Raw genomic sequence first — 11,306 nt, 5'->3', positions numbered from 1 at the left:
CCGCATGGGCATAGCGAAGCTGCCGCCACCGCCTCCGCCGTGGCACCTGAGCACGTGGCCGACGCGGGAGGCCATGCTGGCGGACCGGTGGAGGGCGCTGGACGCCCTGATAGGCAAGGTGCTGTCTCCGGGCCGCCTGCTGCTGGCATGGCTGCTGACGGGTGTCTTCATGCTGGGCTGGACGTTCGCGGTCCTGGGCCTGAAGTCGGCGACCGAGGGCGGGATCTCGTACGTGTACGCGGCGGCGTACTTGATCCTGGCGGCAGGCTCAACAATCCCGTCCCTCCTGGGCATCCGCGCAGGCCTCCGGACGGAGAAGCAAGCCCGGCAGCGGCTTCGTCTGTGGACGGCCCTGGACAGCGAAGCGGTGCGCGACCCGGGATTCCGGGCGGCCGGCCGCGTGTGGTTCTGGCTGCTGATGTCACTGCTGCCGTGCGCGGGCGCGCTGGCGGTCGGGGGCGCGGCGGTAGCGGACCTGATGACGGCGACGGAGGCCCCGAAGGACGGCTCGTCCCTGGCCTACGCGTGGGGCCTGACGGCCCCGATGGCAGCAGCAGGCGCACACGGCCTCGCCACCGCCCTGACCCACCACCGCTGGTACTGCTCCCTCAACCGGCAGCGGTGCTGAGCGTATTCTGGCGAGGAGCGGACAGGGCAGGCGGTTGGGGAGGAGCCGGACATGGATTGGCTCTGGTGGGTGCTGATCTTCTTCGGCGTGGGCGGTTTCACCAAGGTCGCCGACACCGCCCGCACGGCCCTGCGCACCCGCCACGAACGCAAGCTGGAGCTCCTGGAGACGGAGCGCGCCGAACGTGCGGCCCTGGAGGCGGCGGCGAAGCCGCCCCAGCCCATATGCGGCTGCACCCACCACTTGGCCAAGCATGACAAGCAGGGCAAGTGCCACGAGTCGGTGGAGACCCCGGTCGCCTGGGACGCGGAAAAGAAGCCGACGTCGTACGAACTACGCCAGTGCAACTGCCAGCAGTACGTGGGGCCGCAGCCGCTGACGACGTTCTACGCGGAGGATCTGACGGATCTGGCGTGAGACCGTTCAGAGGTGCTGGAACGGCGGAGTGACCTGGACGACCGCGACCATCTTGAGTCGGGGTGCCGGCAGTACGTGCACCCAGCCGTCGGGAGACAGTTGCAGACGACGCACTCCGCCGGGGCGGCCGTGAGGCCCGCCTTCTCCCAGCTCGGATACGTCGACCCCTACGTTGCACAGCGTGACCAGGTCATCCGCAACCTTCTCGACCTGGGTGACAACAATCGCGGGTAAGCCGCCGACGACATGTTCACGGTCCGGGTCGTACTCCCAGACCCACCGCTCATGTTGCGCATCGTTCACCGGGCGGCCGACCCGCGGGAGATTCCGGCGTCGTCGGATGCCTGATCCAGGATGCGGCCGATCTCGGTGGCGACGGCCCGCGCTTCGTCCAGGGAATCCGTCGATTCGGCCAGGTCTTCGAGCTCGCGGAGTCTGGCGGCGCGATCAGGAAAGCGTGCGATGGCGACGTGCACGGCCCACAGGCTGATCAGCTGGCGCATGGGTCCTGCATTGCCCGTACGGCGTGCTTCCCGCAGCGCCTCGGTGCGATCGGCGTCGAACTTCGCCAGGGCCTTCGGCATGATCTGGGCGATGGCGGCCCTGAGGTCTTCCGGGTTGTTGGCAGGCTGAGGAATGAGCGGCCCGTCAGGCCTTTCCGATGCAGCGGTGCTCATGAGGCAGCACTCTCCTGGGTCGCGTCGGCCGCACCGCTGACGGTCCCCGGTGGCACCGGCGCTGCGGTGTGCTGAGTGGAGCACCTCAAGCTTAGAGGGGACGGCGGGAAAACTGCCGCTGATCACCGGGGCTCCGCCTCCGGCGCGGCGGGCGGTCACACCAGCCTCCGCCGGCGGTTCGCCTCGAGGACGCGGGAGCGCAGGTAGACGCGGAGGGACGTCAGCTCGGTCGAAGCGGCCGGGCAGTCCCAGTCGTCGCCATCCCCGGGAGGGCGCAAGCGCACCAAATCGCCGGTGTGTGCCGTGACTTGACCGACCTGACCGGTCCGGGTGTCGATGACGTACGCCCCGAGAGGCGGCATTTCCTTGTTCACGCCACCCAGGGTCAAGGACTGCCGTGAGCGTCGCGAGCACCCATCGCGGTACGTGCGGTGAGGGTACCGCCTGCCTTCAAAAGGGCCCCTTAATGCGAAAGCCCAACTGCCCTTCCCCGCAATGAAGTATGTGTGCGCTCCGGGCTTCGGGGGCCGGGTTCCGAGCTCTGTTTCTGAGGAATGGGTGGGGAGATAACCCACCCACCCTCCCTTCCCCGGGCGTGCGCGGGGCCAACGGCCGCGTGTACCACATTGGTTCACTTCAAGCGACCGGGTTGCGACGAACGGTTACGGCCCTCTAGCGTTCGCAGCAACAAATCAGCCCCGGCAGGTGCGCCAACACCGGACCGGGGCCTGACCATCAAGATCGAAAGAGACTCGATCCCATGGCTGACGCCAACTCTAACGGCGCCGTGCACGCCGCACAGGCCCACCCCCAGGCCAAGCCCGGCTACGGCAAGCGAACCGCCCCCGACCAGGCGCGCCGCACCTCGAACGACTTCGCGCACCTCCCGCCCCGCGAGGCCTCCATCGCCGCGTTCATCGACCGCCTGCCCGAAGGCGCGGCGATGGATGCGAAAACCCTTGCGGCGAACCTCCCCGACTACGGCCAGGCAGCCTGCCGCACCGCTCTGAAGCGCCTGACGGAGGAAGGCCACCTCCGCAGGGTGACGGAGCGGAAGAAGGGTGACGGCGGCAGCAACCACTGGGTGACCAGGACGTACTTCACGCGGACGCCCCGGGACGACGACTGGTGGGCGGACTTCCAGGCGGGAAACGTCCCGAGGCCGCGCCCGGAGCCGCGGCCGCAGCCGGATCCGGGGCTGCAACCGGCAGTTAAACCGCCCCGCTCGCAGGCGTACGAGGCGCTGGCGCTGGCGGGCCGCATGGACCCGCGGATGACGCTGTCGGCGGCGGACTGCACGGCGCTGGAGCCGATGGCGGAGGAATGGCTGGCCAGGGGAGTGGCGCCGGAGGACATCGCGCGCGAACTCACCGCCGGCCTGCCGCTGGAAGTGCACCACGCGGCCTCGCTGGCCCGCCGTCGCCTGAAGGACAAGCTCCCCCCGGAACGCCCGGCCGAGCCGGCCCCGCGCCGGATCATCCGCATCCTGGAGTGCATGCTCTGCCGCGCCCCGGGCCGCCCGGAAGCCCTTCCCGGCGGCTTCTGCCGCACCTGCCGCGGCGAATCGGCCCCCGACCTCCCCCAGGCCATCCCCCCGAAGGAAATCCACCGCCGGGCCGCCGCCATCCGCGTAAACCTCCGCACCCTCGAAAGGAGCATCAGGTGAGTGTTCAGGAACTGCCTCGTGTCATAGAGGCACCATGGGAGGTAGGAGGCGACGCCATGACACCTGCTAACCCAGCCACTCCCGACCGGCAGCAGCTCTTTGTGGACGACTTCGAAGAGCTCGCCAGGTCGGCGCCGGAAGGCGTGAAGCTCGAATTCATCAAGGGGAAGCTAGAGGTCAAGCCAGTGCCGGATGGTGCCCATGGGGCGATCATCATGTGGTTGCTCAGGCAGTGCATGCAGCAGCGTCCTGAGCTGGACCTGACCCCGGAGCAGCAGCTGAAGGTCGAGAGCTACCGCAAAGGCCGGGCCATTCCGGACGGAGTGCTGGCGCCAGTTGACCACTTCGCGACAAGCGGTGCGTGGGCGGATCCGGCTGGTGCGCTGATGGCCGTCGAAGTTACGTCCCACGATCCGGACACCGACCGGCGAGACCGCCACGAGAAGCGCGACGGCTATGCCCAGGCGGACATCCCGGTCTACCTCCTCGTCGATCGCCAGGCGCACACGGTCGTTGTCCACAGTGAGCCAAAGGACGGCGCCTACCAGGTCTGCACACCGCACCCCTACGGCGACACAGTCAAGCTCCCCGACCCGGTCGGCATCACCCTGGACACCGAGAAGCTCAAGGACTACACCCATTGACCCGGCTGAGGCGCGAGTTCACTCGCCCCCCAGCGCCGTCGGCCCGCGGAAGGCGTTCCCCTGCGTGGACACCGGCCCCGCCGCCTGCGAAGGCGCCCCGTATTCCTTCACGAGCGTCCTCAACTCCTCCGCCGCCCCCTCCCGCTGGTCCGCCGGAAGGCCCTCCAGGAGCGTTTCGAAGCGGTCCTGCCAGACGGCCTCCTGGCGGTCGCGTATGCGCTCGGTCTGTCCGGACGCCGCCGCCGTCTCCAGCGCGCCGGCCGTGCGGTCGAGCCGCTCGAGTTCGGTGCGCTCGCGCGCCTCGTCGCCGCGCCCGAACCAGCGGGCGACCCGCTGCCGCAGCCCGGTCCACGCGTCCGTCCCGGCCGACCGTACGACCGCCGTGCCGCCTGCCGCGGCAACCGCCGCCAGTGCCTCGCTCAGCATTCCGCCGCTCCCCGTCCGCTCCCCGTCGCACAACGAAACGTCCCCGTGCCGGACGCGACGCACGCTAGCGCCGAACCGCCCGCCACCACGTCCGTTCAGCGGGAAATACGATGATTGTCGACACCTGTGGCCTCAGTCGGATTCGCGTGCGAGTTCGAGCGCGAGGGTCTGCAGGATCTCCTCCGTCGGCGCCTCGGGCGCGCTCTCGTCGTACGCGTCCGCGACCGCCTCGAAGGCCAGCATCAGGCCGCTGATCAGCGCGCTCATGGGCTCGGAGAGCTGGTTGAGCACCGCGAGCCCGACCTCTCTCGCCTGTGCGCCGACGGGCACCATGAACTCGTCGGGGATCACCTCGCCCAGCAGGGACGACACGTAGTCCGTCCCCACGCCGCCGCGCAGGGCCGTGAGCGCCGCGATGGCCTTGAGCTTGATCTCGTTCTCGGTCATGGAGCGAGCGTAGGAGCAACAGGCACTCCGGACGCCCATCCCGGGCCGCCGGCTACGCGCTGACCGCGTGTCCCAGCAGCATCACCGGTGCTCCCGCGGCGCGGGTCAGCACGATCACGCAGGAGTTCGGGCCCGCGAGCTTCAGCTTCTTGCGGAGCTCTTCCGGCTCCACCGCCGAGCCGCGCTTCTTCACGGTCACGACCCCCACCTCCCGCTCCCGTAGCAGCGCCTTCAGCCGCTTCAGGTTGAACGGGAGGACGTCCGTGATCTCGTACGCCGACGCGTAGTCCGTGGCCCGCAGCTCGTCGGCCGTCACGTACGCGATCGTCTCGTCGATCAGGCCGCTGCCGGAGAAACAGGACGCCACGTCCGCCACCAGGTGCGCGCGGATCACCGCCCCGTCCGGCTCGTACAAATACCGCCCCACCGCCCGTACCGACGGATCCGGCAGCCCCGCGCCCACCAGCGAGTGCCCGCCCGGCAGCAGCGTCGCCCGCCGCGCGCCCGGCGCCGTGCCGAACCACAGCACGGCCTCCTTCACGTCACCCCCGTCGGAGATCCACTCCGCCTCCGCGTCGTCCGGGATCGCCTCGTGCGGCACCCCGGGGGCGATCTTGAGGGCGGCGTGCGGCGCCCGGCGGGCCGCCTCGACGGCCCACGACAGGGGCGGGGAGTACGCCTCCGGGTCGAAGATGCGGCCGCGGCCGCCCCGCCGCGCCGGGTCGACGAACACCGCGTCGTAGCCCGCGGTGTCCACCTCGGCCACATCCGCGCAGCGCACCTCGATGAGCTCCGCGAGCCCCAGCGCCTCCGCGTTCGCCCGCGCGACCTCGCAGGTCAGCGGGTCGCGGTCGACCGCGAGGACGCGGATGCCCAGCCGGGCCAGCGCGATCGCGTCGCCGCCGATGCCGCAGCACAGGTCCGCCACCGAGCGGATGCCGAGCGCGGCGAAACGGGCAGCGCGGTAGTCCGCCACGGAGCGGCGCGTCGACTGCTCCACGCCGTTCGGCGTGAAGAACATCCGGTACGCGTCCTCCGCCCCGAACTTCGCCACCGCCCGCTGCCGCAGTCGCGCCATGCCGAGCGCCGCCGACACGAGCTCCGCGGGGTGGTCGCGGCGCAGCCGGGTCGCCGTGGCCAGCTCCCGGGCCGGGTCGTGATCGCGCAGCTCGGCGAGCAGGCTCCGGCCCTCCTCCGTGCGGAGCGCGGTGAAGGCGGCGACGGGATCGGTGGCGGGATCAGTGGCGGGACCGGCGGCGGCTACGGAGGCGGGTTCGTTCTGTGCTGGCACCCGGCCATTCTTGCCCAGCCCTCTGACAGGGCGCCCCTTCTGTCCCGCCCACTGCCCGGATCGAACCCATCGAACTCATGAACAACAATCGGAAGTGTGAGCTCCCGAATATCCGGTCCCCGCCCCGGCCTCCGATCCGCCCGCCGCGCCGCCGCCGTCACCCCGCTCCTGCTGGCCGTGCTCCTCAGCGGCTGCTCCGGTTCGTCCGGGGACGGCGGTGGCGAGAAGAAGGCGTCCGGCGCTCCCTCTCCCGGTACGCACTCCACGGTCACGGCCTCCCCGTCGGCTTCCCCCGACGCCGCCGCCTACCGCCGCTGGGGCATCGACAAGCCCCTCGCCGCACCCCCGGCCCCGCCCTCCGCCAAGCTGACCGACGGGCTGAGGTCCGGGGCCGCCCCCAAGGTGATCCGGCGCGTGCCCACCAACGACAAGGTCGTCTTCCTGACCTTCGACGACGGTGCGGAGAAGGACCCGGAGTTCGTGAAGATGGCCAAGGACCTCAAGCTGCCCTTCACGATGTTCCTCACCGACGACATCGCCCGCGCGGGCACCGGCTACGGCTACTTCGAGCAGCTGCGCGGCGAGGGCAACCGCAACAGCATCAACAACCACACCCTCTCCCACCCCAACCTGCGCACCCTCTCCGCCGACGCCCAGCGCCGCGAGATCTGCGGGCAGCAGGACGTCCTGGAGAAGAGGTACGGCGGGAAACCGCCCCTGTTCCGTCCGCCCTACGGCAACTACAACGACGCCACCCTCGCCGCGGCCGGCGGCTGCGGGGTCAAGGCGCTGCTGCTGTGGGAGGTGACGATGCAGATCAACGACATGCGCTACGCGCAGGGCGACAAGCTGCGCCCCGGCGACATCGTCCTCGCCCACTTCCGCGGACCCTCGGAGCTCAAGGGCACGACGATGACCAAGATGGTCGCCAACATGCTGCGCAGCATCGAGCGGCAGGGATTCACGGTGGCCCGCCTGGAGGACTACGTGTGAGGGCTGGCGTGCGCGGGCCCGGGGAATCCGGAGGATTACGACCCGCGGCTCGCGGGCAGATCCACTTCCGCGCTCCGTGCCCCGACCGGCCGGGTGCGCACTCCCAGGAGTGAACCGGCGAGCTCGCCGCACGGCGAATTGGCACTCCGCTTGACCGAGTGCTAACCGCGTCATAGTCTCGGCTCCGTTGGCACTCTCCACCCGGGAGTGCCAAACGCAGCGACGGGCAGAATCCGGCACCCGCGACGACGGATCCTCCTGGTCGCCACCTCAGACAGATAACCCCGTGAATCTCCGAAGGGGGAGGTCGGATCGTGACGACCGCCAGCTCCAAGGTTGCCATCAAGCCGCTTGAGGACCGCATCGTGGTCCAGCCGCTCGACGCCGAGCAGACCACGGCCTCCGGCCTGGTCATTCCGGACACCGCCAAGGAGAAGCCCCAGGAGGGCGTCGTCCTGGCCGTGGGCCCGGGCCGCTTCGAGGAGGGCAACCGTCTTCCGCTCGACGTGAACGTCGGCGACGTCGTGCTCTACAGCAAGTACGGCGGCACCGAGGTGAAGTACAACGGCGAGGAGTACCTCGTCCTCTCGGCTCGCGACGTGCTCGCGATCATCGAGAAGTAATTCACCCCGTTTGATGTGATCTGCGCCCTGGTTCCCGTGTGTGTAAGCCGCCGGGGTCCGGGGCGCGGTTCGTTTGAGAGGACTTGAAGCAACCCATGGCGAAGATCCTGAAGTTCGACGAGGACGCCCGTCGCGCCCTCGAGCGCGGTGTCAACAAGCTGGCCGACACGGTCAAGGTGACGATCGGCCCCAAGGGCCGCAACGTCGTCATCGACAAGAAGTTCGGCGCCCCGACCATCACCAACGACGGCGTCACCATCGCCCGCGAGGTCGAGATCGAGGACCCGTACGAGAACCTGGGCGCCCAGCTCGTCAAGGAGGTGGCGACCAAGACCAACGACATCGCGGGTGACGGCACCACCACCGCGACCGTCCTGGCCCAGGCGCTGGTCCGCGAGGGCCTGCGCAACGTCGCCGCCGGCGCCTCCCCGGCCGCCCTGAAGAAGGGCATCGACGCCGCGGTCAAGGCCGTCTCCGACGAGCTGCTCGCGACCGCCCGCCCGATCGACGACAAGGCCGACATCGCCGCCGTCGCCGCCCTGTCCGCCCAGGACAAGCAGGTCGGCGAGCTCATCGCCGAGGCGATGGACAAGGTCGGCAAGGACGGTGTCATCACCGTCGAGGAGTCCAACACCTTCGGCCTGGAGCTGGACTTCACCGAGGGCATGGCCTTCGACAAGGGTTACCTGTCGCCCTACATGGTCACCGACCAGGAGCGCATGGAGGCCGTCCTCGAGGACCCGTACATCCTCATCCACCAGGGCAAGATCTCCTCCATCCAGGACCTGCTGCCCCTGCTGGAGAAGATCATCCAGGGTGGCTCCTCCAAGCCGCTGCTGATCATCGCCGAGGACGTCGAGGGCGAGGCCCTGTCGACCCTGGTCGTCAACAAGATCCGTGGCACCTTCAACGCCGTGGCCGTCAAGGCCCCGGGCTTCGGTGACCGCCGCAAGGCGATGCTGGGCGACATGGCCACCCTGACCGGCGGCACCGTCGTCGCCGAGGAGGTCGGCCTCAAGCTCGACCAGGTCGGCCTGGACGTGCTGGGCTCCGCCCGCCGCGTGACCATCACCAAGGACGACACCACGATCGTCGACGGCGGCGGCGACTCCGCCGACGTCCAGGGCCGCGTCGCCCAGATCAAGGCCGAGATCGAGTCCACGGACTCCGACTGGGACCGCGAGAAGCTCCAGGAGCGCCTCGCCAAGCTCGCCGGTGGCGTCTGCGTCATCCGCGTGGGTGCGGCCACCGAGGTCGAGCTCAAGGAGAAGAAGCACCGTCTGGAGGACGCCATCTCCGCGACCCGCGCCGCGGTCGAGGAGGGCATCGTCTCCGGTGGTGGCTCCGCGCTCGTCCACGCCGTCAAGGTGCTCGAGGGCAACCTCGGCAAGGAGGGCGACGAGGCCACCGGTGTCGCCGTCGTCCGCCGCGCCGCCGTCGAGCCGCTGCGCTGGATCGCCGAGAACGCCGGCCTCGAGGGCTACGTCATCACCTCCAAGGTCGCCGAGCTCGACAAGGGCCAGGGCTTCAACGCCGCCACCGGCGAGTACGGCGACCTGGTGAAGGCCGGCGTCATCGACCCGGTCAAGGTCACCCGCTCCGCCCTGGAGAACGCCGCCTCCATCGCCTCCCTGCTGCTCACGACCGAGACCCTGGTCGTCGAGAAGCCGGCGGAGGAGGAGGCCGAGGCCGGTCACGGCCACGGTCACTCGCACTAATCCCGCACTGACCTCCCGCCGCGCACTGCGGTGAGCGGTGAACGGTAAGCGGTAAGCGGTGAGCAGTAGCCGGTCCGGAGCCCGGCACCCCTGATGGGTGCCGGGCTCCGGCCGTTCTCGTGCCGGGCTCCGGCCGTTCCGCGGCGTCCGGGGTTACGCCGGCCCCGACTCCAGCTGCCGCTTCAGCCCCAGCATGTCGTAGATCCACCAGCCCTCGGCGATCTTCCCGGCGCGGAAACGGAACGTGGTGGTGCCCTCCATGGTCACTTCCTGACCGGTGGGCTGGTGGCCCATGAAGTCGCCCTGGTGCACCCCGCGCCACGTCCAGCGCGTGGCCACCTCGTCGCCCTCGGCGAGCTGGGAGTGAAGGGTGAAGGCGAAGTCGAACGCGTCCCGCCAGCCCTCGACATCGGAGCGCATGGCATCCAGACCGATGACGACGGGCTCCTCCTTGCCGATGTCGTGGTCGCGGTAGTCGGCGGTGAAGAGCTCGTCCATCAGACCGAGATCGCCGTCCCGCGCGACCTCCTCGAAGAAGCGGCGGGCGGTGGCCTTGTTCAGCTGCTCGTCGCGGACCACGTCGAGGTCGGTGAAGGCCGGCACCCCGTCGCAGAGCGCGGCCATCTCGGCGAAGATCCGGTCGGTCTCGGGGAGCTTCGAGTTGCGCATCGCGGCCTCGTGGGACGGGAACTCCACGATCTCCACGTAGTGGCCGTCCTGCGCGCGGTCCTTGCCCACGATCGCGTGGGTGGCGGTCCGCTTCCCCTCGGTCGCGGCGACCCAGTCGTCCATCAGCCGGTTCATGTCCTCGTACCGGCTCGTCCTGCAATCGATGATCTGCACGAAAGTCATGGCGCCTCCCGGGTGATATGTCCAGGTTAGTCCTGAAGAGATCACCCGGGAGGGCGAGATTTCGCGTCCTACTTCGGCCCGTACTTGCGGCCCGTCGTCGACGACGCCCGCGACACCACCCTGCGCGGCGCCAGCTTCATCAGCCCGGTCATGGCCTTGTACCGCGGGTCGGGCACCGACAGCGTCTTCCCCTGCGACAGGTCCCGCAGCGCCGCCGTCACCACCTTGTCGGCGTCCAGCCACAGCCAGCCCGGCACGTTGTCCGTGCCCATCCCGGCCCGCTCGTGGAACTCCGTCCGCACGAAGCCCGGGCACAGCGCCATCAGCCGCACCCCGTTCCCGGCCAGGTCGCGCGCGGCGCCCTGGGTGAACTGCACGACCCAGGACTTGCTCGCGCCGTACGTGCCGCGCGGGACGAACGCGGCCACCGACGCCACGTTGACCACCGCGCCGCGCTTGCGCTCGCGCATCCCCTCGGCCGCCGCGGACGTCAGCCGCAGCACCGCCTCGCAGTGCACCTTGAGCATCTTGAGCTCGTCCTCCAGGGACACCTCCAGATAGCCGCCCTTGTTGCCGAACCCGGCGTTGTTGACCAGCAGGTGCACCGGGCGCTCGCGGTCACGCAGCCGCGCCTCGACCGCCTCGATGCCCTCGTCCTGGGAGAGGTCCGCGGGCAGGACCTCCACCTCCACGCCGTGCCGGTCGTGGAGCTCGGTCGCATGCCGGCCGAGCCGCTCCTCGTCGCGGGCCACGAGGACGAGGTCGTGCCCGTCGCCCGCCAGGCGGCGCGCGAACGCGGCACCGATCCCGGCCGTCGCCCCTGTGATCAAAACAGTCGTCATACCGGCACCGTAGAGCCCGGTGGACGCGCGCGCCGATGCCGTACCGCGATTTGACGACCGGTCGGGCGCTGATTGACGGTCA

The 11,306-nt window shown here is 69.9% G+C and carries 15 protein-coding genes; 7 read left to right on the top strand and 8 right to left on the bottom strand.

The window, feature by feature from the left end:
* Nucleotides 1–4: 4 nt before the first annotated feature.
* Nucleotides 5–628 carry a hypothetical protein gene (locus tag PS271_RS11605; RefSeq protein WP_398381878.1) on the top strand — a complete coding sequence of 208 codons (624 nt, stop codon included), beginning with the start codon at nucleotides 5–7 and terminating at the stop codon, nucleotides 626–628.
* A gap of 51 nt (nucleotides 629–679) precedes the next feature.
* Nucleotides 680–1,045: a hypothetical protein gene (locus tag PS271_RS11600; protein WP_398381877.1), complete on the top strand. Its 366-nt coding sequence runs from the start codon at nucleotides 680–682 to the stop codon at nucleotides 1,043–1,045.
* A gap of 6 nt (nucleotides 1,046–1,051) precedes the next feature.
* On the opposite strand, the gene PS271_RS11595 is transcribed toward PS271_RS11600, so the two are convergent.
* From PS271_RS11595 to PS271_RS11585, 3 genes are all read right to left on the bottom strand, one after another.
* Nucleotides 1,052–1,348, bottom strand: a complete 297-nt coding sequence (locus tag PS271_RS11595) for a hypothetical protein (RefSeq protein ID WP_398381876.1) — start codon at nucleotides 1,346–1,348, stop codon at nucleotides 1,052–1,054.
* The gene (locus PS271_RS11590; protein WP_398381875.1) at nucleotides 1,345–1,722 is read right to left on the bottom strand and encodes a DUF6247 family protein; all 378 of its coding nucleotides are present in this window, start codon (nucleotides 1,720–1,722) and stop codon (nucleotides 1,345–1,347) included. Before PS271_RS11590 ends, PS271_RS11595 begins: the two co-directional genes overlap by 4 nt.
* 155 nt (nucleotides 1,723–1,877) lie before the next feature.
* Nucleotides 1,878–2,096, bottom strand: coding sequence for a hypothetical protein (locus PS271_RS11585; RefSeq protein WP_398381874.1), 219 nt, complete (start codon nucleotides 2,094–2,096; stop codon nucleotides 1,878–1,880).
* Between the two features lie 386 nt (nucleotides 2,097–2,482).
* Here PS271_RS11585 and PS271_RS11580 point away from each other — a divergent pair, with 386 nt between their 5' ends.
* Nucleotides 2,483–3,388, top strand: a complete 906-nt coding sequence (locus tag PS271_RS11580) for a hypothetical protein (RefSeq protein ID WP_398381873.1) — start codon at nucleotides 2,483–2,485, stop codon at nucleotides 3,386–3,388.
* Nucleotides 3,389–3,444: 56 nt separating this feature from the next.
* Nucleotides 3,445–4,032, top strand: a complete 588-nt coding sequence (locus tag PS271_RS11575) for a Uma2 family endonuclease (protein ID WP_398381872.1) — start codon at nucleotides 3,445–3,447, stop codon at nucleotides 4,030–4,032.
* Between the two features lie 18 nt (nucleotides 4,033–4,050).
* Here PS271_RS11575 and PS271_RS11570 read toward each other — a convergent pair whose 3' ends face one another.
* The 3 genes from PS271_RS11570 to PS271_RS11560 all read right to left on the bottom strand — a co-directional run bounded on the left by PS271_RS11570 (nucleotide 4,051) and on the right by PS271_RS11560 (nucleotide 6,196).
* Nucleotides 4,051–4,458, bottom strand: a complete 408-nt coding sequence (locus PS271_RS11570; RefSeq protein ID WP_398381871.1) for a hypothetical protein — start codon at nucleotides 4,456–4,458, stop codon at nucleotides 4,051–4,053.
* Nucleotides 4,459–4,590: 132 nt separating this feature from the next.
* Nucleotides 4,591–4,905, bottom strand: a complete 315-nt coding sequence (locus PS271_RS11565; protein WP_398381870.1) for a hypothetical protein — start codon at nucleotides 4,903–4,905, stop codon at nucleotides 4,591–4,593.
* Nucleotides 4,906–4,957: 52 nt separating this feature from the next.
* Nucleotides 4,958–6,196: a THUMP-like domain-containing protein gene (locus PS271_RS11560; RefSeq protein ID WP_398381869.1), complete on the bottom strand. Its 1,239-nt coding sequence runs from the start codon at nucleotides 6,194–6,196 to the stop codon at nucleotides 4,958–4,960.
* A 96-nt stretch (nucleotides 6,197–6,292) separates the two neighbouring features.
* On the opposite strand from PS271_RS11560, the gene PS271_RS11555 reads away from it, so the two are divergent.
* The 3 genes from PS271_RS11555 to groL all read left to right on the top strand — a co-directional run bounded on the left by PS271_RS11555 (nucleotide 6,293) and on the right by groL (nucleotide 9,530).
* Nucleotides 6,293–7,189, top strand: coding sequence for a polysaccharide deacetylase family protein (locus tag PS271_RS11555; RefSeq protein ID WP_398381868.1), 897 nt, complete (start codon nucleotides 6,293–6,295; stop codon nucleotides 7,187–7,189).
* Nucleotides 7,190–7,503: 314 nt separating this feature from the next.
* A complete protein-coding gene (groES, locus tag PS271_RS11550) occupies nucleotides 7,504–7,812 on the top strand; it encodes a co-chaperone GroES (RefSeq protein WP_058046787.1) in 309 nt (102 codons plus the stop codon).
* 95 nt (nucleotides 7,813–7,907) lie between these two features.
* Nucleotides 7,908–9,530 (top strand): chaperonin GroEL, encoded by a 1,623-nt coding sequence (groL, locus tag PS271_RS11545; protein WP_356286006.1) that lies wholly within the window; start codon nucleotides 7,908–7,910, stop codon nucleotides 9,528–9,530.
* A gap of 153 nt (nucleotides 9,531–9,683) precedes the next feature.
* Here groL and PS271_RS11540 read toward each other — a convergent pair whose 3' ends face one another.
* Together PS271_RS11540 and PS271_RS11535 are read right to left on the bottom strand one after the other, a co-directional pair.
* The gene (locus PS271_RS11540) at nucleotides 9,684–10,382 is read right to left on the bottom strand and encodes an ester cyclase (RefSeq protein WP_398381867.1); all 699 of its coding nucleotides are present in this window, start codon (nucleotides 10,380–10,382) and stop codon (nucleotides 9,684–9,686) included.
* Between the two features lie 68 nt (nucleotides 10,383–10,450).
* Nucleotides 10,451–11,224 carry an SDR family NAD(P)-dependent oxidoreductase gene (locus tag PS271_RS11535; protein ID WP_398381866.1) on the bottom strand — a complete coding sequence of 258 codons (774 nt, stop codon included), beginning with the start codon at nucleotides 11,222–11,224 and terminating at the stop codon, nucleotides 10,451–10,453.
* Between the last annotated feature and the right edge of the window lie 82 nt (nucleotides 11,225–11,306).

The sequence above is a fragment of the Streptomyces sp. SCA2-17 genome (assembly GCF_044336695.1).
The sequence above is the reverse complement of the archived record's forward strand: the minus strand, read 5'-3'. Positions and strand labels throughout refer to the sequence as shown.